Origin of the sequence: Nocardia sp. NPDC058640, from assembly GCF_042716995.1 — a bacterium.
GTDB lineage: Bacteria > Actinomycetota > Actinomycetes > Mycobacteriales > Mycobacteriaceae > Nocardia.
This window is the reverse complement of sequence record NZ_JBHXRG010000011.1, coordinates 35,870-58,924: the sequence shown is the minus strand read 5'-3', so window position 1 is coordinate 58,924 and position 23,055 is coordinate 35,870. Positions and strand designations below refer to the sequence as shown.

Annotated in this window: 21 protein-coding genes and 1 tRNA gene; 10 read left to right on the top strand and 12 right to left on the bottom strand. The window is 65.8% G+C overall.

Annotated elements, in window-relative coordinates; translation table 11 throughout:
- Positions 1-144: 144 nt before the first annotated feature.
- Positions 145-1,065: a hypothetical protein gene (locus ACFWU5_RS15160; protein ID WP_379267574.1), complete on the top strand. Its 921-nt coding sequence runs from the start codon at positions 145-147 to the stop codon at positions 1,063-1,065.
- Positions 1,066-1,126: 61 nt separating this feature from the next.
- Positions 1,127-3,358 (top strand): heavy metal translocating P-type ATPase, encoded by a 2,232-nt coding sequence (locus ACFWU5_RS15155; protein ID WP_379267573.1) that lies wholly within the window; start codon positions 1,127-1,129, stop codon positions 3,356-3,358.
- Between the two features lie 54 nt (positions 3,359-3,412).
- On the opposite strand, the gene ACFWU5_RS15150 is transcribed toward ACFWU5_RS15155, so the two are convergent.
- Both ACFWU5_RS15150 and ACFWU5_RS15145 read right to left on the bottom strand, forming a co-directional pair.
- Positions 3,413-4,009: a hypothetical protein gene (locus tag ACFWU5_RS15150; protein WP_379246147.1), complete on the bottom strand. Its 597-nt coding sequence runs from the start codon at positions 4,007-4,009 to the stop codon at positions 3,413-3,415.
- Positions 4,010-4,129: 120 nt separating this feature from the next.
- Positions 4,130-4,201, bottom strand: a tRNA-Gly gene (locus ACFWU5_RS15145).
- Between the two features lie 206 nt (positions 4,202-4,407).
- Between ACFWU5_RS15145 and ACFWU5_RS15140 the strand changes: the two genes are divergently transcribed.
- Entirely contained in the window at positions 4,408-4,797 is a 390-nt protein-coding gene (locus ACFWU5_RS15140) for a hypothetical protein (RefSeq protein ID WP_379267572.1), read from the top strand.
- 102 nt (positions 4,798-4,899) lie between these two features.
- Positions 4,900-5,319, top strand: a complete 420-nt coding sequence (locus ACFWU5_RS15135; protein ID WP_379267571.1) for a hypothetical protein — start codon at positions 4,900-4,902, stop codon at positions 5,317-5,319.
- 65 nt (positions 5,320-5,384) lie between these two features.
- Here ACFWU5_RS15135 and ACFWU5_RS15130 read toward each other — a convergent pair whose 3' ends face one another.
- Complete coding sequence (locus tag ACFWU5_RS15130; protein ID WP_379267570.1) at positions 5,385-6,251, bottom strand: SDR family oxidoreductase; 867 nt, start codon at positions 6,249-6,251, stop codon at positions 5,385-5,387.
- Between the two features lie 85 nt (positions 6,252-6,336).
- Here ACFWU5_RS15130 and ACFWU5_RS15125 point away from each other — a divergent pair, with 85 nt between their 5' ends.
- The gene (locus ACFWU5_RS15125; RefSeq protein WP_379267569.1) at positions 6,337-7,128 is read left to right on the top strand and encodes a helix-turn-helix domain-containing protein; all 792 of its coding nucleotides are present in this window, start codon (positions 6,337-6,339) and stop codon (positions 7,126-7,128) included.
- Positions 7,129-7,172: 44 nt separating this feature from the next.
- Here the strand turns inward: ACFWU5_RS15125 and ACFWU5_RS15120 are convergent, their stop codons facing one another.
- Positions 7,173-7,934: a lysophospholipid acyltransferase family protein gene (locus ACFWU5_RS15120; protein WP_379267568.1), complete on the bottom strand. Its 762-nt coding sequence runs from the start codon at positions 7,932-7,934 to the stop codon at positions 7,173-7,175.
- Between the two features lie 195 nt (positions 7,935-8,129).
- Between ACFWU5_RS15120 and ACFWU5_RS15115 the strand changes: the two genes are divergently transcribed.
- From ACFWU5_RS15115 to ACFWU5_RS15100, 4 genes are all read left to right on the top strand, one after another.
- Positions 8,130-8,996: a hypothetical protein gene (locus tag ACFWU5_RS15115; RefSeq protein ID WP_379267567.1), complete on the top strand. Its 867-nt coding sequence runs from the start codon at positions 8,130-8,132 to the stop codon at positions 8,994-8,996.
- A 104-nt stretch (positions 8,997-9,100) separates the two neighbouring features.
- On the top strand, positions 9,101-10,636 hold the full coding sequence (locus ACFWU5_RS15110; RefSeq protein WP_379267566.1) for a Rieske 2Fe-2S domain-containing protein: 1,536 nt from the start codon (positions 9,101-9,103) through the stop codon (positions 10,634-10,636).
- A 19-nt stretch (positions 10,637-10,655) separates the two neighbouring features.
- A complete protein-coding gene (locus ACFWU5_RS15105; RefSeq protein WP_379267565.1) occupies positions 10,656-10,988 on the top strand; it encodes a DUF6247 family protein in 333 nt (110 codons plus the stop codon).
- A 48-nt stretch (positions 10,989-11,036) separates the two neighbouring features.
- Positions 11,037-11,243: a hypothetical protein gene (locus ACFWU5_RS15100; protein WP_379267564.1), complete on the top strand. Its 207-nt coding sequence runs from the start codon at positions 11,037-11,039 to the stop codon at positions 11,241-11,243.
- Here the strand turns inward: ACFWU5_RS15100 and ACFWU5_RS15095 are convergent.
- Complete coding sequence (locus ACFWU5_RS15095; RefSeq protein WP_379267563.1) at positions 11,217-11,624, bottom strand: DUF4345 domain-containing protein; 408 nt, start codon at positions 11,622-11,624, stop codon at positions 11,217-11,219. The two genes, ACFWU5_RS15100 and ACFWU5_RS15095, sit on opposite strands and share 27 nt — an antisense overlap.
- Positions 11,625-11,714: 90 nt before the next feature.
- Between ACFWU5_RS15095 and ACFWU5_RS15090 the strand changes: the two genes are divergently transcribed.
- On the top strand, positions 11,715-12,317 hold the full coding sequence (locus ACFWU5_RS15090; protein ID WP_379246130.1) for a TetR/AcrR family transcriptional regulator: 603 nt from the start codon (positions 11,715-11,717) through the stop codon (positions 12,315-12,317).
- 153 nt (positions 12,318-12,470) lie between these two features.
- Here the strand turns inward: ACFWU5_RS15090 and ACFWU5_RS15085 are convergent, their stop codons facing one another.
- The 7 genes from ACFWU5_RS15085 to ACFWU5_RS15055 all read right to left on the bottom strand — a co-directional run bounded on the left by ACFWU5_RS15085 (position 12,471) and on the right by ACFWU5_RS15055 (position 23,028).
- Positions 12,471-13,514 carry a Gfo/Idh/MocA family oxidoreductase gene (locus tag ACFWU5_RS15085; protein ID WP_379267562.1) on the bottom strand — a complete coding sequence of 348 codons (1,044 nt, stop codon included), beginning with the start codon at positions 13,512-13,514 and terminating at the stop codon, positions 12,471-12,473.
- 108 nt (positions 13,515-13,622) lie between these two features.
- Positions 13,623-14,528: a DMT family transporter gene (locus tag ACFWU5_RS15080; RefSeq protein ID WP_379267561.1), complete on the bottom strand. Its 906-nt coding sequence runs from the start codon at positions 14,526-14,528 to the stop codon at positions 13,623-13,625.
- Positions 14,529-14,700: 172 nt separating this feature from the next.
- A complete protein-coding gene (locus tag ACFWU5_RS15075; protein ID WP_379267560.1) occupies positions 14,701-16,626 on the bottom strand; it encodes a hypothetical protein in 1,926 nt (641 codons plus the stop codon).
- Complete coding sequence (locus ACFWU5_RS15070) at positions 16,623-18,503, bottom strand: serine/threonine-protein kinase (RefSeq protein ID WP_379267559.1); 1,881 nt, start codon at positions 18,501-18,503, stop codon at positions 16,623-16,625. The genes ACFWU5_RS15075 and ACFWU5_RS15070 overlap by 4 nt, the downstream gene beginning before the upstream one ends.
- A gap of 7 nt (positions 18,504-18,510) precedes the next feature.
- Positions 18,511-19,692 (bottom strand): hypothetical protein, encoded by a 1,182-nt coding sequence (locus tag ACFWU5_RS15065; RefSeq protein ID WP_379267558.1) that lies wholly within the window; start codon positions 19,690-19,692, stop codon positions 18,511-18,513.
- A gap of 86 nt (positions 19,693-19,778) precedes the next feature.
- Complete coding sequence (locus ACFWU5_RS15060; RefSeq protein WP_379267557.1) at positions 19,779-21,674, bottom strand: serine/threonine-protein kinase; 1,896 nt, start codon at positions 21,672-21,674, stop codon at positions 19,779-19,781.
- Between the two features lie 79 nt (positions 21,675-21,753).
- Positions 21,754-23,028, bottom strand: coding sequence for an MFS transporter (locus ACFWU5_RS15055; protein WP_379267556.1), 1,275 nt, complete (start codon positions 23,026-23,028; stop codon positions 21,754-21,756).
- Between the last annotated feature and the right edge of the window lie 27 nt (positions 23,029-23,055).

Below are 23,055 nucleotides of genomic sequence, written 5' to 3'. Positions count from 1 at the left end.
TGTTGCGAGCCGGGCTTTCGCTTGTCCACGTATGGAAGGCGCACCTCAACAGGCGCTTGCAGCTTGCTACCCTAGGGGGGTATGGTAACCGCATAGCCCGCCCGCGGCCGGCTTCCACCTCGCAGACTGAAACGGAGCAGCCCGATGAACGCAACAGGTAAGTTCGCCGGATTCACCCTCGGCCTCGTGGCGGTGTTCGGGATCGCCGCAGGTGTCGGGGCCCTGGTCGGGCCGGAACCTTCCGAGCCGGCCGAGCACGACGAGCACTCGGCCACGCCCGAGCTTCCCGGTGGTCTGCTGGCCAGCGATCAGGGCTACACCCTCGCCTTGGACAAGCCGAACACCACCACCGCACCGCAGTCGCCGACAAGTTTTCGCATCCTCGACGCGAACGGCGCACCGGTCATGAAGTACGTGAACAGCCACGACAAGGACCTGCACCTGATCGTGGTCCGGCGTGACATGGTCGGCTTCCAGCATGTGCACCCCGTCCTCGATCCGGCCGGGACCTGGACCGTTCCGCTGAACCTCAGCCGGGCCGGCGACTACCGGGTCTACGCCGACTTCACCCCCGAGGGCGGGTCGAACCTGACGCTGGGCGCGGACCTGCGGGTGGCAGGCAACTACGACGTGCAGGCGCTCCCGGCTCCGTCCGCCACCGCGCAGGTCGACGAGTACACGGTCACGCTGAACGGCACGGTCGCGCCGGGCACCGCATCGAAGGTGACACTCTCGGTCAGCCGCAACGGCACCCCCGTCACCGACCTGCAGCCCTACCTCGGTGCCTACGGTCACCTGGTGGCTCTGCGCGCCGCCGACCTCGCCTACCTGCACGTTCACCCCGAAGGCACACCCGGAATCACCCCCGCCGGGCCCGGCATCGACTTCGTGGTGAACGCCCCGAGCGCGGGCGACTACCGCCTGTTCCTCGACTTCCAACACCAAGGCGTAGTCCGCACCGCCGAGTTCACGGTGAAGGTCGCCACCCCGAACGCGACCGGTGCGAGCGACCCGGTCCCGACCAGCGCACCCGCAGACCACGGCACCCCCGACCACGGCCACTGACGCGCCCTGGACCGCCCGCAACCCCTCAGCAAGAATCAACACCAGGAACGAAGGAGCACCCATGACCACCGTGACACACCCACCGGGCACCGGCCAGGTAGAACTGGTGATCGGTGGCATGACCTGCGCTTCCTGCGCCAACCGGATCGAGAAGAAGCTCAACAAGCTCGACGGAGTCACCGCCACCGTCAACTACGCCACCGAGAAGGCGCGCGTCGACTTCACCGGCGAGATCTCCCCCGATGACCTGATCGCCACTGTCGAGCAGGCCGGTTACACCGCAGCACTGCCCGCCCCGAAGAAGCCCGAGGCCGCCGAGCCCGACCCGACGGCCTCGCTGCGCACCCGCCTGCTGGTCTCGCTCGTACTCACCATCCCGGTGATCGCGATGGCGATGATCCCCGCGCTGCAGTTCACCAACTGGCAGTGGCTGTCGCTGACCCTGGCCGCACCGGTCGTGATCTGGGGCGCGCTGCCCTTCCACAAGGCCGCGTGGACCAACCTGAAACACGGCACCGCCACCATGGACACGCTGGTGTCGATGGGCACCATGGCCGCGTTCGGCTGGTCGCTGTACGCCCTGTTCTGGGGCACGGCGGGGATGAAGCACCCGTTCGAATTCACCATCGCGCGGATGGACGGCACGGGCAGCATCTACCTCGAAGCGGCGGCGGGCGTGACCACGTTCATCCTGGCCGGACGGTATTTCGAGGCGCGGTCCAAGCGGCAGGCGGGCGCGGCGTTGCGGGCGTTGCTCGAGCTCGGCGCGAAGGATGTCGCGGTTGTTCGCGACGGTGTCGAGACGCGGATTCCGGTGGAGCAGTTGGCTGTTGGTGACGAGTTCGTCGTACGGCCGGGCGAGAAGATCGCCACCGACGGTGTGGTCTCCGAGGGGACTTCGGCGGTCGACGCGTCCATGTTGACCGGTGAATCCGTGCCGGTGGAGGTCGGTGTCTCCGATTCGGTCACCGGCGCAACGGTGAACGTCGGTGGCCGAATCATCGTGCGCGCCACCAGGATCGGTGCCGACACCCAACTCGCCCAGATGGCACAGCTGGTCGAAGACGCACAAACCGGCAAGGCGCAGGCCCAACGCCTGGCCGACAAGATCTCCGGCATCTTCGTCCCGATCGTGATCGCCCTGGCCGTGGCCACGCTCGGATTCTGGCTCGGCACAGGCGGTTCCGTCGCGGCGGCGTTCACCGCGGGCGTGGCGGTGTTGATCATCGCCTGCCCCTGCGCCCTCGGCTTGGCCACCCCGACCGCGCTGATGGTCGGCACTGGTCGCGGGGCGCAGCTCGGCATCTTGATCAAGGGCCCCGAGGTGCTGGAGTCCACCCGCAAGGTCGACACCATCGTGCTGGACAAGACCGGCACCGTCACCACCGGCAAAATGACGCTGCTCGAGGTGGTCCCAGCTGCCGGTGAACAGCGCGATCAGGTGCTGGAATTGGCTGGTGCGCTGGAGGATTCGTCGGAACACCCGATCGCGCAGGCCATCGCCAAGGGCGCACGCGACGAGTTCGGCACGCTGCTGCCCGTGGAAGGCTTCGCCAATATCGAAGGTCTCGGCGTGCAGGGCGTGGTCGACGGGCACGCGGTGATCGTGGGCCGGGCACGACTGCTGGCCGACTGGTCGCAGCCGCTGGACGACAAGCTGGAAACCGTTATGGCCGAAGCGGAATCAGCGGGTAGGACAGCAGTGGCTATCGGCTGGGACGGCAAGGCACGCGGCGTGCTCGTCGTCGCCGACGCGGTGAAACCGACTTCGGCGCAGGCGATCTCGCAGTTCCGCGAGCTAGGACTGACACCGATCCTGCTCACCGGCGACAATGCCCGCGCGGCCCGCACCATCGGCGACGAAATCGGCATCGACGAGGTCATCGCCGAGGTGCTCCCGCAGGACAAGGTCGACACGGTCAAGCGGCTGCAGGCCGAAGGCAAGGTCGTGGCCATGGTCGGTGACGGTGTCAACGACGCGGCCGCCCTCGCCCAAGCCGACCTCGGCCTGTCCATGGGCACCGGCACCGACGTCGCCATCGAAGCCAGCGACCTCACCCTCGTCCGCGGCGATCTGCGCGCCGCCGCCGACGCGATCCGCCTGTCCCGCCGCACCCTGGCCACCATCAAGGGCAACCTGTTCTGGGCCTTCGCCTACAACGTGGCCGCCATCCCGTTGGCCATGGCGGGCTTGCTCAACCCGATGCTGGCCGGCGCAGCGATGGCGTTCAGTTCGGTCTTCGTGGTGACCAACAGCCTGCGCCTGCGCGGGTTCAAATCCACCGCGCAGTAACTCACACGCGAAGGGCGGGACGGCAAACGATTTGCCGCCCCGCCCTTTTCGCGCTCAGAAGATGTGCTGGTCATCCGCGGAGATGGCGAAACCGTGCCCGCCCGCCACACAGCGCACGCCCTGCGTGGACGAGCTGCAGGTGTAGCCGTGCACGGTCAGGGATTCGCCGTAGTTCAGCACCGTGCCGCCGGATTTGCCGCCCGGCGGGAAGCCGATGAAGATGCCCTGGCTGGTGCACAGGAACTCCGACTTGCCCTGGTAGAGGTGCGCGGCGACCTTGCGGTCGGGGGCGTCGGTGCAGTTCGGCAGTTTCGGCGTGATGAACTTGGTTTTGCTCAGCTGGCAGCCCACACCGTGGGGCGCCATGGTCAACACGCCACATTTGATGTTCCCGGTGGGCGACTGGAAGTAATAGCTGCCGTCGATCTGAAATTTGCTCGCATCGACGGGCGTGAAGCCGCCATTGGCCGGAGCCCCGCTCGCGGGCGCGCCGTCCTCGGGTGCGTCCGAGGACTCGACCGGCGCCTCGGTGGACTCGCCCGGCTGAGCAACGGTGGTGACTGTGCCCGCCCCCTGGTCGATGGCCCCGTTGCAGGCGGTGAGCACCCCGGTCAGCACCACGAACGCGGCTGCTACGACTACTGATTTCACGATTGCTCCGTCTCTGTACTTCCGACACTCGACAAGCAATCGCGCGGTGACACAGATTCGTTTACAACGATAAGAAACAAAAAAATGGGCGAGGTCCCTGAGGACCTCACCCATGTGTTGAGCGGATGACGAGATTCGAACTCGCGACCCTCACCTTGGCAAGGTGATGCGCTACCACTGCGCCACATCCGCGTGCATTTCCGAAGCCTGTCCGGGTTACCGGGGGACTTCGTGGTGCGAGTAGGAACTCTAGCGGGTGTCGCCCGAACTACGAAATCCGGGCTCACTCGACAGCGGCGGGACCCGGCCGGCGGCAGCGGCGACGGACCCTGTTAAGCACGCGACAAGAGGTCGAAAGGCGTTGCGCGGGAGGCTGTTCCCACCAACAGGAGGAACACATGAAGGTTCACGCACTGCTCATCGCGCCCGTGGCGGCCATCACACTGACATTCGCCGGCGCCGCCCCGGCTCAGGCCGACGGCTTCATCGGCACCGACAACTTCAGCGCCGAGTACACCGCCACCGACTACCCGAATTCCTGCCTGATCGTGCAGAACCACATCGGCAGCCAGCTCACGGTCCGGCTGGACTATCCGACCGGGTACAGCCATTGGACGATCGAACCGGAGGCAGTGGTGTGGCTGGACGGGTACGACGGCCCGGTGACCTCACCGAGCGGGAACTGGCAGCTTCACGTGTACCCGCCCGTGCTCCACTCCTGGGTCTTCGACCCGTACCGCACCCGCGGTGGTAGCTGCAACGGGTCGTGGATCTACACCGCGAACTGAGCGGTGCCCGTTCTGCGGCGGGCATCGGCGATCGGGCCACTCGCTCACGGAAGTCCTTGCGGGGGCAGGTTTTTCACAGGGTGAATCTATGGGAGGAACAGGATGAAGATTGCAGGATTCATTGCGGCGGGGGTGGCTATGGCCGCGGTTGTGGTGGGGGCAGCGCCCGCACAGGCTGACTTCACCGACCCGGTGGAGTTCACCGACAGCGGGGAGAACGTCGAGGACGAGGGCTTCGGGGAGTACGCGGTCAACCGCACCGAACCGGGGTCGTGTCTGGTGGTGCAGAACCACACCGGCGGGCGGGTGACGCTGCGGTTGAACTACCCGACCAGCAGTGGGAAGTGGACGTTCAAACACGATCAGGTCGGCGTGCTGACACGCAACGGCAAGCTGGTGACCTCACCTTCCGGAAATTGGAGCGTGCGAACGAACCCGCCGATCGTCTACAAGTGGGTCTACGACGGCAAGATGAACAGCCGTCGGGGATGCAACGGGTCGTGGGTTCTGACGATGAACTGACCGCGCGAGGGCCCGGAGCCGCACACTCCGGGTCCTCGCCGCGGGTCCCCAGCGCTGCGGGATCGCTAGCTCACGGCCACGACCGACTCGAACGCTGACCGATGGTCCGCCGCCCACTCCGCGTAGCTGCGCGGTGGGCGGCCCAGGACCGTGGCGATGTCGTCGGTGAGCAGTTCGTTGTGGCCGCCTCGGATGAAGGACTGACCGATCAGGGAGCCTTCCACGAAGGCGGGCGGCAGGCCCGCGGCGACCATGAAGGTGCGGGCGTCGGCTTCGGTGATGTCGGTGACCGTGATCGGGCGGTCGAGGATCGCGGCGAGGTCGGCGGCCTGGTCGCGGGTGGTTTGCAGGGTGGGGCCGGTCAGGGTGTAGGTCTGGGCGTGGTGGTCTGGGGTGCGCAGGGCCGCGATGGCGACTGCGGAGACATCGCGCGGGTCTACTACTGCTTGTCTGCCGTCGCCGGTGAGGTTCGGGACGGGGTGGCCTGCGTGCAGCGGTTCGATCCAGCTGAAAGTGTTGGTGGCAAAGGTGTTGGGGCGCAGGATCGTCCACTCCAGGCCGGAGTCGCGCACGGCCTGCTCCCCCGGAGCGTGCCAGGAACCCGGGGCGCCCAGGCGTGGGTCGCCCGTGCCGACGGCGGACAGTTTCACGACCCGTCGAACTCCGGCTGACTTTGCGGCAGCGATCAATTGGGCATCGGTGTCGGTGCCGTCGGGGCCGGGGATGCCGACCAGGAACGCGGCCTCGATGCCGGCCATGGCGGGTGCGAAGGTGGTCGGGTCGCGGTAGTCCACGCGGACCACCTCTACGCCGGCGGGGAACTCGGTCTGCTGTGGGTCTCGGGTTGCCGCTCGGACGGCGATTCCGTCGGCTACCAGCTGTGCGACGATGCCGCTTCCGATGGTGCCTGTCGCACCGGTGATCAGGATCATGACACCAGCATGGCCGCCCTACCGCCTGCGAATATAGGAGAAATCGGCACGGACATCCGGGCCCGCGACGCCTACTATCGCAGGGGTGCGATACCTGACTTCGACGGAGCTCGAGACCCCCGTTCCCACACCGGAGTCGTTGCGTCCGTGGCTCACCGAGCTCACCAGTACGCCGGTGCTCGACGTGGGTGATCAACCCTTCGCGCACACGCCCGAGGCGACCACGACGGTAGTTCTTCGCACCGAAAAGTCCGGCAGGCGTGCGGCTTACGTCATCGGGGCGCAAACGAAAGCGGCGTACTCACAGGCACAGGGGCCTGCCGGGTGTGTGCGACTGCGGCTGGAACCCGGTGTGACACGCCAACTTCTCGGCGTGAGCGCGAGCGAACTCACCGATCGCGCGGTGTCACTGGCCGAATTGCCCGGCCCGCTCGGCACTTTCGCCACCGACCTCACCAACATTCCCGCCGACGAAGCCATCGCCTACTTGGAACACACACTCCCCCACCACGTTTCCGAGACCGACACCGAACGAGCCCACCGAATCGTGCTGCGCGAGGCGATCTCGTCCCTCACCACCGACACCGCACCCTCCATCCCCGACCTGGCCACCCGCCTGGCCGTCAGCGAACGCCAGCTCCGCAACATCTTCCAGACCGGAACAGGCATGTCCCCCAAGCACTTCGCCCGCATCACCCGCCTGCGCCAAGTCCTGGCCTACGCAGGCAACACCCCCTGGTCCCACCTGGCCGCCCACACCGGCTACTACGACCAATCCCACCTGACAGCCGACTTCCGCACCCTCATGGGCGTCCCACCCGCCGCCTACCTCCGCGGCAAACTCCCCGCACCAACCCGCTGCCAGCTACCACGCTGACAGCCTGGGGGTCGCACTGAGCAACCCCAGCGCGACGAGCCGTGTCAGGCGTCAGGCTCCTGCGCCTTCTCGGCCTTGCGTGCATGACGTTCCGCCGATTCGGCGTCGTCGAGGGCCGTGGCCTCTTCCAGGGAAGGTGCGCTGCCGCCGAGGCGCTTCGGGACCCAGTAGGCGCCCGGTTCGTGGGTGTAGTCCTTTTGCAGGTCGGCGAGCATTTCCTGCATGGTCGTGCGCAGTTGGGCGGTGAGGTCGGCGGCGGGTTCGTAGGGGTGGATGGGGGCGCCTACGGCGATGGAGATGGGGGTGTTGGTGCGGCCCAGGCGTTTCGGGAAGCCTTTGGTCCAGACTCGTTGGGCGCCCCAGATGGTGATCGGGATGATCGGGACGTCGGCTTCGATGGCCATGCGGGCCGCACCGGACTTGAATTCCTTGATTTCGAAGCTGCGGCTGATCGTGGCCTCGGGGTACACGCCGACGACTTCGCCGTCGCGCAGGTACTTCACCGCGGACTTGTACGAATCGGCGCCCGCGGTGCGGTCGACGGGGATGTGCTTGAGGGTGCGCATGATCGGGCCGGAGATGTTGTTGTCGAACACCTCCTGCTTGGCCATGAACCTGATGTAGCGACCAGGGGTGCGCGCGGGCAGGCCCGCGTAGGTGAAGTCCATGTAGCCGGTGTGGTTGATCGCCACCACGGCACCACCGGTGGCGGGGATGTTCTCCGCCCCCTTGACGGTGAACTTCAGACCTTCGAGGAAGAAGACGGTTCGGGCCAGGCCGATGATCGACCGGTAGACGGGTTCCACAATTGCGACAGCCTAGCCGCACAGCTTCGGTTCCGGCAGGGTGCCGTAAATGGGCGGTGTCACCGTAGAATCGCGGCGGTCGCCTCGCGGACCGAATCCGCTTCGCGCACACCGGTACCCCCGGCGAGTCCGCTCGCCCGACAGTCATCGCCCGCGGTTTCGCACGCGGGTGCAACGGCCTAGGAATGAGGAACAGTGGAACGCGCCCAGCTCGCCCTGACCCGCCCGTACGCGCTGGTCGCGGGACTGACTGTCGCCGCGGCCCTGGTCACCGGGTGCGATTCGGTTTCGGGCATTCCGGGCGATCCGGTCGAGGCGTCCACCAGCACTACCGCGACGACCAGCTCGACCGCGACTCAGGCCGTCGCACCGCCCCCCGCAACCCCGTCGTTACCCGCCGACGCACCGCAGGTCGGCGCCGTCGCGGGCAATCCCGACGCGGTGACCGCCGTGCGCCGCTGGGCAGCCGATCTACAGACCGGCACGATCGAAGAACTCCAGGAAAAGTGCTGGACGATCCCGCCTGCCACCGTCGCGGAAATGTACGCCGCTCCACAGACGGTGCTGAAGGCACTCACTGGACCCGGCACGGCCACCGCCGACGCCGTGACCTGGCGAAACAGCACAACCACCGTCACCGTCGATCGCGAATCCATCGCCTCGGGCTATGCCTGCGGACGAGTCTTCGCAGCCGGTGTCGAGCCCGCTTACGACGACGCCGACGCCCGCCACACCGTGCGCCGCTACCTCGCCCGCGCCACCGGCAAACCCCTCGACGCGGCCGACATCGAAGCAGACCATCCACTGACCTGCAAGGCCGCTCCCGCCAGTTGGGATCCCGACGGCACCGGCAACCCCGTAGCACCCCCCTTGACAGGCAACTCGGGCAAAGTAGGCAATGTCACCTCCTTCGCCGGCGACGAGTTACGATCCGAGCAGATTCGTGGCGACTACCTGGCAGTTCACGTCCCCGTGACCACCTCGCCGGGCGGCACGCGGGCCCGCACTTTCACGGTGACAACGACAGCTGAGGGCTATTGCATCGGTGACGTAACGATTTAGCCGCTACCCTGGTTGGCTGGTACGCCGCAAGCAGATCAGGGGGCACTGAGGCGGTCACTCGCCACTGATCCGGCGAATCAGATCCTGGTAGGAGGAAACAGCTCGTGCAGATCACCAGCGTCGGACATGCCGGCTTCCATATCCGAACCGAGGCCGGGACGATCCTGTGCGATCCGTGGGTGAACCCCGCGTACTTCGCGTCGTGGTTCCCGTTCCCGGACAACTCCCAGCTGGACTGGGAGACCCTCGGCGACGTCGACTACCTCTACGTCTCGCACCTGCACCGCGATCACTTCGACGCCGCGCACCTGGCGAAGTACGTGAACAAGGACGCCACGGTCCTGCTGCCCGACTACCCGGTGCTGGATCTGCGCCGTGAGCTCGAGGCGCTGGGCTTCACGAAGTTCTTCGAGTCCGAGGACTCGGTCAAGCACACGATCACCAATTCCCAGGGTTCGTTCGACTTCATGATCGTGGCGTTGCGCGCGCCCGCCGACGGTCCGATCGGCGACTCCGGGATTCTCATCTCCGACGGTGAGACCACCTGTTTCAACATGAACGACGCGCGCCCGGTCGACATGGACGTCATCCACGACGCGTTCGGCGACATCGACATCCACCTGCTGCAGTACTCGGGCGCGATCTGGTACCCGGCGGTGTACGACATTCCCGCGCGGACCAAGGCCAATTTCGGCAAGCAGAAGCGTCAGCGCGGGATGGATCGCGCGCGGTCCTACATCGAGCAGGTCGGGGCGACCTGGGTGGTTCCGTCGGCCGGTCCGCCGGTGTTCCTCGATGCCGAGCTGCGCTACCTCAACGACGATCGCGGCGACGAAGGCAACATCTTCCCTGATCAGATGGTGTTCCTCGATCAGATGCAGATCCACGGCAACGAGGGCGGGATCTTGATGATCCCCGGCTCGGTCGCCGATGTGCGTGGCAAGGAACTCGACCTCGCGCACCCGTTCGACCCTGCGCAGATCTACGGCGACAAGGCCGCCTACATCGAGGAAATGGCGCAGCGTTTCGCGCCCGTGCTGGCCGCGGAGAAGGCGTCGTGGGAGACCGGCGAGGGTTCGCTGCTCGAGCCGCTGCGTGAACTGTTCGAGCCGATCATGAAGCAGAGCGCGCTGATCAGCGACGGCATCGGCTACCCCGTCGGCCTGGTCATCGGCGACGAAACCATCGTCCTGGACTTCCCGCACCGCACCGTGCGCGCACCGCTGGAAAGCGAAGGCCGCTACCGCTACGGCTTCCGCATCGCCCCCGAACTGGTCCGCACCGTCCTGCGCGACAACGAACCCGACTGGGTCAACACGATCTTCCTGTCCACCCGCTTCCAGGCGTGGCGCATCGGCGGCTACAACGAATTCCTCTACACCTTCTTCAAATGCCTCACCGACGAACGCATCGCCTACGCCGACGGCTGGTTCTCCGAGGCCCACGACGACTCCGCCGTCACCGAACTGGACGGCTGGGAAGTCCAACGCCGCTGCCCCCACCTCAAAGCCGATCTTTCCAAATTCGGTGTGGTGGAAGGCAATAACCTCACGTGCAACCTGCACGGGTGGCAGTGGGATCTGGAATCGGGACGCTGCAAGACATCGAAGGGCCACGAGCTGCGCTCCCGCAAGCTCTGAACGGACTATCGTGTCAGGCATGGCCGCACCCGCCGCTGTCCCCCATCCTGATCCGGTCCCGCCGGCGGCGGACCCGGCGCAGATCCGCGCGTGCCTCACACCCACGCTCATCGCCGTCTTCGACGCCGAATGGGAGTTGGTGCTCGACGAAGCGAAGCGCACCAAGGAGCTCGACGGGATCCGCAACCTGCTGAACCATTGGCGCCATATCGCCTACGACGAGATGGTCGAACCCGGCACCTACTTCCGCCTGCAGGCAACGGCCGAACAGATTCAGCAGACCGGCATGAACTCACAAGCAGCAACGATCGAGGAGATGCGCGCCCTGATCCGGCAAAGACTGGAGGGCTAGGCGTACCTCCTCGTCCCCGACCCGATCACGCTGGATCAGGTCGCCGCGTTGCCTGTTCCCGCGCTGCTGCCCTACGCCGAAGCGCTGAGTCTGCTGGAAATCAAGCCGTGGGCCGGTGAACCCCAGAATCGCGCGAACCCCGACGGCGCCGTCCGTCGCCTGCTGTTCGGGATGCATGGCGCGGGACAGCTCGTCTACCTCATCGCCGAGGATCGGCAGGAGGTCCATCTACTCCGCGTGCTGTGGTTGGACTGACCGTTGTTCGTTCCGCACCGCCTCGGCCCAGTAGTAGTTGAGCGCCGGGACGATCAGTTCGACCGGGATCATCACGATGTAGAACACGTGCGGTAAGCCCACGGCGGCGATGGACAGGAAGCGGGCCAGGCCGCCGACGAAGAAGATCGCGCCGAGCAGGTTGATCGGAACAGCCTTGGTTTCAACATCTTTCGCGCACCAGATGTAGGCCAGGCCGTACGCTGCGAAGAGCACCGAGTAGAAGCGCAGATCGGAATCGATCGTGGCGTTCACTTCGCCGCCGCCGATGATGGTCGCGGTACCCCAGAACAGGTGCGATAGTGCGATCAAGGTGCTGCCCGCACCGAAAATGACCAGCCAGATCTGCAATGCTTTCCGCATCATGCCACCCCTTATTAAACTGCAGTCTAATAGCTGCTCTCAGGGTAGGCCTGACTGATCCCGCCGGTCAAGAGGCTTACGATCGGCACCGTGCCGCCACGTCGTCGACTGTCTCCGGAAGAACGCCGGAACGAACTGATGGATGTCGGGGTGCGGTTGTTCCAGGAGACCGCGTTCGACACGGTGACGCTCGACGATGTCGCGGTGAGCGCCGGTGTGTCGCGGGCGCTGATGTATCACTACTTCCCGACCAAGGGCGATTTCTTCGGCGCCATCTGGAAGCGCGCGCACGATGAACTGCTCGAAACCGCGCGAATGGACGGCGAGCGGCCGGTGCGCGAACTGGTCGAGCACTCGCTGCGAGCCCACCTGGACTTCTACGCTCGACACGCGGCGCTGGTGTACATCGCCAACCGCAGCGCGATCTCCACCGATCCCGCCGTGCGCGGGCCTGTTTCGGCGGATCTCGCCGCCATCTGCGAGCGGATTCTCGCCGCCTGCGGGGCAACCGGGCGAACCCGGGATCTGGCCGGTGCCGCACTGGCGGGATGGATCGCATTCGTGCGGGAGGTTTCCATCGAGTGGTTGTTGCACCAGCGGATTACTGGTGATGACGTGTTGCAGTTGTGCATGGAAGCACTCGACGGGGCGGTCGGGGCGCACCTGGATCTGTCCGCGCTGCCGATCGCCTGACCTCGCCGCGACCATGACACGCCACGCCCGGCGGCCGTCGATTCGGAAAATTATGGTGGTTCATACCTCCGGCCCATCGACCATAATTAATTGACCCATTAATTATGGTTCGGATGCAGGCCGCTCGATGACTACACAATCGTCGCGGGTGCCTTACCGGGAAGCGGAGCCCGCCACGCGACGAGCCTCCTCGAGGATTCGCAAGGTTTCTACGGCGTCGAGGGGGTTGACGGGGACCGGTGTGCCGTCGAGGAGGGTGGCTGCCATGCCCGCGTAGAAGGCTGGGTAGTTGCCGGGGAGGGTGGGGATGGGGCGGAGGTTTTCGCCTGCGCCGAAGGTGCCCCACTTGTCGGGTGTGACTGTGCCCCAGGGTTTTCCGTCGTCCGGGCGGCGGCCTGCTCGTAGGGCGTCTTCCTGGGGGTCGAGGCCGGAGATGGTGTAGGCGTTGGTGGAGCCGAGTGCTCGTAGGCGTGGACCTAGTTGGGGCGCAACGGCACTCATCCACAGGTGGGATCGGGTGCCGTTGGTGTGGGTGAGGGCTAGGAAGGCGTCGTCGTCGGCTTTGACTTCGGGGCGGCGGCGGTCGAGTTCGGCGTAGATCTCGGTGACGGGGCCGAACAGGGTCAGGGCTTGGTCTACTAGGTGGCTGCCCAGGTCGAACAGGATTCCTGCGCCGTCTTCGGCTTCGCCTACTTCGCGCCAACTGCCTTTAGGGGTCGGGCGCCAGCGTTCGAAGCGGGATTCGAAGCGGCGGATCTCGCCTAGTTCGCCTCGGTCCATCAAGTCGCGCAGGGTGAGAAAGTCGTTGTCCCAGCGGCGATTTTGGAACACGCTCAAGGGCAGGTTTGCTTGTTCGGCCGCGGCTACCACTTCCTCGGCGTCGGCTGCGGTTACCGCGAACGGCTTGTCGACCACTACCGGTAACCCGGCGGCCAGCGCCCGCAATGCCAACGGGGCGTGCGAGCGGTTGGGGGTGGCGATCACGGCGAGGTCGATGCCTGCTGGGTCAGCGAAAAGCTCATCGGCGGTGGACACGACCCGCACGCCGGGGTGTTCGGCCCTGGCCTGCGCGGCCCGTTCCTCGGACGAGGTGACCACCGCGGCCACCCGCATTCGCGGATCCGCCGCGATCAACGGTGCGTGGAACACCGACCCGGCCAGTCCGTATCCGATTACCGCAACTCCGAGCTGGTCCATCGCTGCTCCTTCGTGGGGGTCAATCCACCGTAGCGCGCAGTCGCTCTGCGGTTCGACAGTATGGTCCGCCGCCGATGGCGCAGTCCTATGCGACGAACTCCGCGCAATCTAGCGACGGGCAGAACTGGCCACCACCACAGCGCACAATACGATCAAACAGCTCAAGACTGCTGTCGCCGAAAGCTTTCCTTCCGCAGCGTCGAGCAGCGCGGCAGCGACCAGTTGGCCGGCCACCGAGGTGAGCCCGAGCAGCAGCACGCCGATCATGCCGACTGTGACGGCGGCCAGAGCGATGAAAGCTACGCCGATCAGGCCGCCGGTGTAGAGCCAGGGGTTGGTGGGGAATTCCGCGGGGAGGCCGGTGGTGGAGAGGGTGTAGAGGTCGAGCAGGAGCAGGGCGGTCAGGCCGACTACGAAGTTGATCAGGGTGGCGGTGAAGGGGCCGCCGACGGTGGCGACTCGACCGTTGACCGCTTGCTGCCAGGCCAGGAAGATGCCGGCGAGGGCCGGGAGGACGATCAGCAGGGCGGGGATGTCGGGGACGCCGGTGGTGACCGTGGTCGGGGTGGAACTGCCGGCGGCGGAAAGCAGGACGCCGGTGATGCCGAGGGCGGCGGCACCGAGACGCCACGGGGTGATCGGGGTTCGGCCGTTCGGGGCGAGGCCGAGGCGGTCGACAACGAGGCTGCTGAGAAGTTGGCCCGCGACCACCGCAACGGTGAAGGCGGTGACGCCGATCGCGGCGATGGTGAGGCCTTGAGCTGCGACGAAGAACGCGCCGCACAGTCCGCCGAGTAGTTGCCACGCAGGCAAGGAGCCCTGTGACACCGCAACCCGCACCTCGGTAATCCTGGCTCGCAACGCTGAGCTGCAAGCGAAGGCGATCAGCAGCGCGATGAGCCCCGCACCGAAACTGACAGTCGCCGCCGCAACCCCATCACCCAACCGCGCCCCCAACGCCCCATTGATCCGCCCCTGCACCGCGACACCAGCCCCGATACAGAACCCGAACACCAACCCGAGCTTTTTCCGCCTCCCCGCGTATTCAGCGGGTCGTCCGGAACCTCGATCGTTGGCAGTCGGGCTCACGCTATCCGTCTCGGCAGTCTGAGGTGGTTGGGGAGTTACCCATGTTCTCGCTGTGATGAGCTAGTTGGTTCTCATTCCTACCCTGCGCAGCGGATCATCAGATCTTGGGCAGTTGGCGGACCACCTGAACCAGCAGCGATTCGGCGATCTGACAATTTGCCGCCCTGTCTACGTCGGGTCCGGAGACCGACAGTTTCACCGTTTCGTATCGCTTTTCGTCCAGCGCCCGGTGCCGGTACGTCCGCGAGCACCCATCTGTCGCCCCCACCATCGGATTCGCGCCGCGCAGTGTTATGCCGTCGACGACCACCGAACCTTCCGGTTCGGCAGCTTCTCGCGAGAAGACGAATTCTCGCGAGAAGTCGACTATCAACACCCTACTGCCGTACCAACGACACTGATGCACGGATTCGTGAGTGGTCGGCCGCGGGGTGAGGCGGCTGAACGCCGCGGACAGGGCAGCGCGGTCGACGAGCCCACACGGGTCGACCGCTGCCAGCGAGATGGCGGCGTCGGCCGAGCGCGGAGCGGTACGCAATGTCCGAGCGAGATCGGCGATGACCCGGTCGGCGATCGCGCACCCGTGCTGCTCGGCGAAAGACTTGTCGAGCTCGAAGAGGATTCCGGATCGCCCGTCGTCATCGGTGCTCGCGATCGCACGGCCACAGTATTGCGCGCCTTCGAGCACAGTGACACCGTCGACGACCTTGCGGTTGGGTGGGACATCGCGAAGATCGACCCCGAGCTCCAACCGCATCCCGTCCCCGTTGACCAACTGCTCCTGATCGGCGTAGCAACCCCACTGTTTTTCGACGTCGAAACGCCACGATGCGATCGGCGTCGGCCCGGTCTTCAGTGCGACGCTGTCACCCAGCGCAGACCTGAGCCAGGCGCAGGAATCGATCTGTCGCAACTCGGCCAGCGAAATTCCCACGGGTGGCGCAACTTTCGAGCCGTCGCCCTCTTGCACCAGCCAGTACAAACCCGAAGTGACGACCAGCATCAACACCGCGGCCGAGACCACGAGCGCTCGACGAGCTCGCGACGACGATGCATCGATCCGAGACTTCGTCCACGCATACCGGTCACGCGCGAAGTCCGCCGACGCTCGCACCATCGAGTCGAACCGAGAGCCGTCGGGCTCGGTGTCCTCGGTGTGGATTTGTGCCTGGGCGGCATCGAGCAGCCCGGCGACTGTGCCGGCCGTGCTGTCGATCTCCTCGATGACCGCACTCGGCCACTCCGGCCGTTGCGCACCGACGTACGCGATGATCTGCGCGGGTGAGGGTCGTGATCGAGGATCCTTGCGCAGGCAGGCGGCGATCAGTTCGCGCAACTGTTCGGGGACCGCGGCGAGGTCTGGCTCCCGTTGCGCGATGTTGAACAGCGTGTAGGGCACCGATGGGGCGGTGAACGGTGCGACCGCGCCCGCGGCAAAGGCGAGTACCGAACCGAGTGCGAATACATCTGCGGCAGAAGTCAGTTCGGAACGAACGGACTGTTCCGGTGACAGATAGTCGGGCGGTGCGGAGCCGCTGTCACCCAGGACATCGACGCCGACCAGTTCGATGCCGTCGCGCGTCAACGACACGGTGTCGGGACGCACCCGTTGATGAACGAGCCCGGCCGCGTGCACCCCTTGCAGAGCCTGGGCAACGAAGAAGGCCAGAGCTCGCACAGCCTCGACCGGAAGCGGACCGAACTCTGCGACGGCTCGATCCAAACGCATGCCGATTGTGAATGTGCGCGCCAACCAAGGCATTTCATCGTCTGCGTCGACGTCGAGCACTGCGGCGTTACCCGGACCACCGACTCGCATCGCCGACACCGCGCCGTGCCGAAACCGGATCCGCAGGTCGTCTTGCTCGAGCAATCCAGGCAACACCTGCTCGACCACCCGCAACGAGCCATCGGGTGCGGCGGCCAGCAGGACGCGGAAGTTCGGCTGCGGATCGAGTAGGCCGAGCACTCGGAATCGGCCGAGCTGAGTCGGATCGGCAGGTGAGGGCGGGGTAATCGTCATGGTTTCGCGAATTTCGCCAGAATGGGTTCCAGCGCTGCTCGGACCCGCTCGCAACCGTCGGTGACGACTTTGCGGTCGACGTTGATTTGGTAGGGGTCGAATTCGGCGAAGATCATTTCGGCCTCATCGTCGCGGGTGGGTTTGATCGTGAGTTCGTACGCACACTTGGCGCCGCGGTCGTCGACCATGCCGAGCCAGCCGTCGAGATCGACCGGCTTGTAGTTGCTCGACGGGGAAGGCGGCTTGTTGTCGACGCGTTCGCGCTCTTTGAACGTCAGCGTGAATCTGCCGTGGTTGCCGGTGACCCAGCAACTCTTGCTACCGGCCGGGTACTTTTTCGCCGGGTCGCCGACGGTACGGAGGTTCACCGAGCGATCCATCACCTCGCAGGCGTTCACCAGGTGAATCGAGCCCGCAGCGACCTTCCGCAGCGGAGGGTTGACCGCCAAGCGGCGGATCACCAACGCCAGCGCGCGCTCAGCCAGCGGACAGCTGTCGGTAAGGCCCTGCGCTTGCATATTCACAGGCATTTGCAGGCCTGACTGCGTCTCCACGAAACGATCGCACAGCGGACCCTCGGCGCGTTCACCCTGCACCGGCAGCCACGCGATGGTGTTGCCTCTCGGCCGTGCGTTGTCCGACGCGAAGGTCTTGCCGATCGACAGATCCAGCGCCAACTTCTTTCCGTTGGGATCGATCATCCCCACTGAGCAGTCAGTCGTCCCAGTTCCCTTCTGTGCCGACCGATACGTACCGAGCTCACCGAGGACGTCGGGACCCAACAGCGCGCAGACGTCGATGAGCATGGACTCCCGGTCGCTCAGCGCCAATGGCGGATCCACCATCGCGACCGCGTTACCCGGCATACCGACCCCGACCAGCGCCGATCCGACGAGCACAGCGACGGAAACCAACGCCACGGCGACCAACGACCGGATGCCGTATCTACGCCGACCGGGCTGCGGCGGCGACGGCGGCGGCGCTACGACGGCGGTGCCCGCTGCCCACGCGGCCGCGTCGCGCTCGTACTCGGCGACCCGTCGACGAATCCGCACCGGCCACACCGGCTCCATTTCCAGCCGCTGCGCCGCGGCGAGCAGCTCCGTCGGCGTGGGTCGCCGTGCTGGGTCCTTGTCCAGACAAGCGTCGACGATGTCGCGGAACGGTTGCGGCACCGCGCTGGTATCCGGTTCGACGTAGAGCACGTTGTAGAGCGTCTGCGGCGTGGAACCGGCGGCGAACGGACTCACGCCGGTGGCGGCCATCGCCAGAACGGCCCCTGCCGAGAACACATCGCTGGCAGCGGTCAGCGGACGGCATTCGGCTTGCTCGGGCGACATATATGCCGGGGACCCGATCACCGCGCCGGTGGCGGTCAAACTGACGTCGCCTTCGACGGCACGCGCGATGCCGAAGTCGATGAGTCGCGGTCCCTCGTTGGTGAGCAACACATTGCTCGGTTTGAGGTCGCGGTGCACCAGACCGGTGCGGTGGATCTCGAGCAGTGCCATCGCCAGCCCGATAGTCAACAGTTTCAGGCCGCTGGGACTCAACCGTCCGAAGTCGGCGACCACCTCGTACAGCGATGGACCGGCGATGTACTCCGAAGCCAGCCAAGGCTTTTCGGCGCTGATGTCGTGCCCGACGACACCGGCGGTATAGGCACCGGTGACCCGACCCGAAGCGACGACTTCCCGTTCGAACCTGGCCCGGAACTCGGCACTGGTGGTCAGATTCTCGTGAATCTGCTTCACCGCGACGAGCCTGCCGTCGGGTGCCCGACCGAGCAGCACCCTGCCCATGCCGCCGCTGCCGATTACCGCGAGGATTCGGTACCGGCCGAGCATGTCGGGATCTCGTCGATCACGTGGTTGCATCGCCGTATCACCTGTCCTCTGCGAGCAGCGCGTACTGCGCGGCCGCGCGTTGCCGAATGTCGAGTTCGAGGTAGCCGTTCAGAATCACCAAATCCATGCCACGGTGAACAAGGCATCTGAAACGGCTAGGGACGACGATGGTCTTGTCGGGTTGCTTGCGCTCCCAGCACGCGACGTCGGGAAGGGAGGCGACGCCTGCCATCGCGACGTAATCGTCGTCGAACGTTCCCGGCAGTCGCGCTGCCTCCGATTTTGCGGCCTCCGCGCTGGCGTGCCGGCGCAGGAACTGGTTGTTCGCCACCGCCATCTGCGACACCGAGGCTGCGCGCAGGTCCGCAAGAAATTCGGACGGGCGCCCCGCCAACAGCGAGAAGGCACGCGGGCCATACACGGCGAAGGTACTGCCGCCCGTATCGCCGTTCAGTTCGGCTCCGGCGGTCTGGACGACTCGAGTGAGCAATCGGTCCGGGTCGGCACGCAGATTCGGCAAGTCGGACTCGGAAGTCGGGGTGAATCCTTCGAGGTCGGCGAGCTGAGCACGGTAGGTCTTGGTCAGCACTTCGGCCAAAAGCTCGGCCCGCGGTTCGAGAACCTTGGCGAAGACACGGATCACCAGGTTCTTCCACGTCAACCAGCTGCCCACCGTCGGCACCGATGGTCGCCAATGTGCCAGTGCGCCTGGATATTCCGGCACGATGATCGGGGCGTTGTCCGCACCCTGTTCGAAGTCCGCGCGGGCCATCTCCGCCGCCGCCGTTCGCGCGATGTCCTCGCTCGGAAAGGCCAGTATCGAGATCGCGAGTGACTTCTCGTCCTTTTCTGCCGACTGCCCGTTGTAGGCATTCACACCGAACGCCCCGAGGATGTCGTACTTGCCCGCCGCAGCACTCTGGGCAGCGGCGAGAATGTTCATACTGGGCACCAGCCCGCGGTGATCGCCCAGGACACCACCGCCACGCGTCCTGTTGAGGTCGGGGTCGATGCTGCTGGCGAAGCTGATCCGCTCGCCCAATCGCAGTGACTCCACCAGGATGCCGCGTGCGTGGCTCGGCCCGATGTCATAGTCCGCCGACGGCCGGACGGTCGCGTAGCTGCCGTGATCCGGCTGGATCTGCGCGCTATCGCACCCGACGAGCAACCCCACCAGAAGTAGTGCCGGCCCCGCCGCACGGGACAGCCTGAACCACACGATCTCTCCCCCTAAGACCAGTCTTCAAACATTGTGCTGGTCATGTCAAACCCGTTGCGAAAGTTAGCATCTCGGGATCGGGACCGCTACCGCTGCGGAAGTCTGGCGATCAACGCCCCGAGGATTGTCTCGCTGACCACGCATCGATCCGGCCTCATCTCGCTGTCTCGCACCTCGACACTGACCGTCTCATGCGAATTCGACCCCACAGGACGGAAGCGGTACCTACTGAGGCAGCCGGATTCGGTAGGGGAGCCGATAACTGGGCTATCGCTGCTGTAAACCGTTGCGCCACCACCGACATCGACGTGACGGAATGCGGCGATCGAGGCATCCGCATCCGTGGGTTGGGCAAGGACGAGCTGAATCCGCTGGGATCCAACCCACTGACAGACGTGCGCTGACGACACCCCCGGTGCTTGCGAACCTGCCGCCGTGACCTCGTCGTCTGTGACGAGCGCGCAGGGATCGACCGAGGACAACGATCGGGCCGCGTCAGGTTGCGTGACCAGCGATGACACGGACGCGATGAGACGTTCGACGACGTGCTCGGCGAGGGCGCATTCGACGGCTGTTCCCGCGTCGACGCTGATCCCCCATGACGCCTGCCCGCCCCCGGCGACGGCGAAGGCGCACTCGCGGCCACGTCTGAGCAGGTCGAGCTGACCGACAGTGCGCCCGGTCGAGGCGAATCCTGCCAGGGTGACGCCCATTTCGATGCTGATGCGGTCGGCACCCGAGTCGACATCGCAGCCCCAGGACGTCGTCGGCGTCCAGTCCCACGACGCGGTTTCGCGGCGCGCTCCCATCTCGATGGCCCCCGGCAGTGTCGGGCCGACGGCCTGGCGTGCCCATGCGCATGTATCGACTCCGCGCAATTGGGCCAGGGTAGGCATAGTTGCCGCTGGGTCGGTGGTGGTTGCGATGGCAGGCTCGTTGCCGCGCAACAACATTGCCGTCGCGGTCGCGGCGATGATCACGGTGATTGCGGCCAGTGCCGATCCGATGAATAGCCCACGGCGACGTTTCGGGGGTGGGTTCGGCGGCGGGGGCGAATTCCGTGGGGTGGGGTCGAGGATGATCTGGGTGCGTTCGGGGTCGTTCGTCAACGCTTGTAGCGCTGCGGATTGTTCTTTGATGTCGTGGTGGATCGGCTCCGGCCAGGGACGCTGCATGGCGAGAACGCCTATGTAGTCCAGGATTTGGGACGCGGTCGGGCGGTGGCGGGGGTCTTTGCGTAGGCAGCCTGCCAGGAGTTCGCGCAGCTGTTCGGGGACCGGGGTGAGGTCGGGTTCGGTGTGGACGATGTTGAACAGGGCGACGGGGGCCGAGCTCGCGGCGAACGGGCTCTTGCCGGTCGCCGCCATGTAGAGCAGTGAGCCGAGGGAGAAGATGTCGCTGGCCGCGGTGACCGGTTCGGCGGCGGCTTGTTCGGGCGACATGTAGGCCGGGGAGCCAAGGACGCTGCCCGCTTCGGTGAGGATCTCATTCGATTCGACGGCTTGAGCGATGCCGAAGTCGATCACTCGCGGGCCATCGGAGGCCAGAATGATGTTGGCAGGCTTGAGGTCTCGATGGATCAGGCCCGTCGTGTGAATCGAGTGCAGCGCCGAGGCCAGTCCGGAGGCCAGGATTCGCAGGCTCGCGACCGGGAGCACGCCGTACTTCTGCACCGCGCTGTCCAGCGGCATACCGGCTATGAATACCGAAGCCAGCCAAGGGATTTCGCCGGACGTGTCGAAATCGACCACGGCGGCGGTGAAGGCACCCGAGACGCGGGTCGAGATGGCTACCTCGCGATGGAAGCGGGCACGGTAGTCGCCGTCGTCGAGCAGGCGCGCGTGGATCTGTTTGATCGCTACGAAACGACCGTCGGGGCCGTGGCCGAGCAGTACTCGGCCCATTCCGCCCGCACCCAGTACACCGAGAATTCGGTAGTGCGACACCATATTCGGGTCATCTACCGACAGCGCCTTGATCACTTCTCACTCCCCCGATAACGCTCGCCACGGCAGGAGTACAGCTCACCTGTCGTTCGTCCAGAACCTAACACCAGACCCGCTAGTCCGAGTGTCGCGGCGGCATCCAGGTGGGGGTCAGGAGGGCGGAGGCTAGGAGGACTGTGCCGAGTAGGGCGATGGTGGTGGACATCGAAAGGTGTTGAGTGGCAATGGCTACGAACGCGAATACCGCCAGGGCGACGATTTCGGAGAGTAGGCCGGAGATCGAGGTGACGGTGGCTCGGGCCGGGCCTTCGATGGCGGCTTGGAGGCGGGCGCCTGCTACTACTTCGGCGTTGAAATCTATGCCGTAGGCGATGCCTATGCCGATGAATCCGATCCAGATCCATGCCGGACCTGCGGTTGCGCCTACGGTCAATGATCCTGCGATGAACAGGATTCCGGCTAGGAACAGGGCTGCCGCGATTGTGCGGGAGGAGAGGGATTCTGTGTGGCCCGCCAGTAGTGAACCGATCAGGGAGCCTGCGACGGTGACGCCGACGAGTAGGGCCGAGGTGCTGGTGGAGGCGCCGCCGGAGACTGCCAGGAGGCCGAAGTATTCGTCGAAGGCGGTGACGCCGTAGAGGAGGGCGCCGAGGAGGACGCCTCTGCGGACTCGGCGGACGTGGAGTGCTTCGGAGACACCGGTTTTGAGCATGGAGAGGTAGCGGGACTGGGGTGAGATCGATTTGACGTGGGGGCCGACCGGTTCGGGGGCGGGGTCGTCGTCCAGGTCGTCGACGGCGGTGGCGGAAATGGCGACCGGCGCGCTCGGTAGGGCCAGGGCGGTGAGGGTGTGTAGGACGCCGACGCCCACACTGACCCAGCCGACCAGGGCGTATCCACCGAGGGCGAAAAGTGGTGCGGCAGAGAGGATTGCGATCAGTACGGTGAATTCCTGCGCACCACGCGCCCACCCCATGATCGACGCGTAGGCCGACGGTTTGTCGCGGGCGACAAGATCGTCGTAGATCAGCGCTTCGAAAGTGCCCGATTCCAGCGACCCGGCGACGCCCCAGATCATGAATCCCACCGCGAAGCCGAGAAACGACGGTGCCACCATCCAGATCGCGAAGCACGAAGCCTGCAACACACAACTGAGGATGAGCAGCCCACGACGCGACACCGTGTCGGCCCACGCCCCCGAAGGCACCTCGAGCACGAACGCGGTCACCGACCAGATCGCCAGCAACAACGAAATCTGCGCCGTACTCAGCCCATGGTCGGCGAACAGCACGCCGTACAGCGCGTAAATCGGCAACAGGTCACGCGTGCCCTTGAACAGCACCGCACGCACAGCGAGATCGCGAACCGGCTCACGCCTCAACCAGTCCACCGCCCCCCGAAACCGAGAAGATCAACA

Bases quoted from the DNA above. Each gene is read 5' to 3' on its own strand.
- ACFWU5_RS15160 (WP_379267574.1), top strand. From the start codon at position 145: ATGAACGCAACAGGTAAGTTCGCCGGATTCACCCTCGGCCTCGTGGCG.
- ACFWU5_RS15155 (WP_379267573.1), top strand. From the start codon at position 1,127: ATGACCACCGTGACACACCCACCGGGCACCGGCCAGGTAGAACTGGTG.
- ACFWU5_RS15140 (WP_379267572.1), top strand. From the start codon at position 4,408: ATGAAGGTTCACGCACTGCTCATCGCGCCCGTGGCGGCCATCACACTG.
- ACFWU5_RS15135 (WP_379267571.1), top strand. From the start codon at position 4,900: ATGAAGATTGCAGGATTCATTGCGGCGGGGGTGGCTATGGCCGCGGTT.
- ACFWU5_RS15130 (WP_379267570.1), bottom strand. From the start codon at position 6,251: ATGATCCTGATCACCGGTGCGACAGGCACCATCGGAAGCGGCATCGTC.
- ACFWU5_RS15105 (WP_379267565.1), top strand. From the start codon at position 10,656: ATGGCCGCACCCGCCGCTGTCCCCCATCCTGATCCGGTCCCGCCGGCG.
- ACFWU5_RS15095 (WP_379267563.1), bottom strand. From the start codon at position 11,624: ATGCGGAAAGCATTGCAGATCTGGCTGGTCATTTTCGGTGCGGGCAGC.
- ACFWU5_RS15085 (WP_379267562.1), bottom strand. From the start codon at position 13,514: ATGGACCAGCTCGGAGTTGCGGTAATCGGATACGGACTGGCCGGGTCG.
- ACFWU5_RS15075 (WP_379267560.1), bottom strand. From the start codon at position 16,626: ATGACGATTACCCCGCCCTCACCTGCCGATCCGACTCAGCTCGGCCGA.
- ACFWU5_RS15070 (WP_379267559.1), bottom strand. From the start codon at position 18,503: ATGCAACCACGTGATCGACGAGATCCCGACATGCTCGGCCGGTACCGA.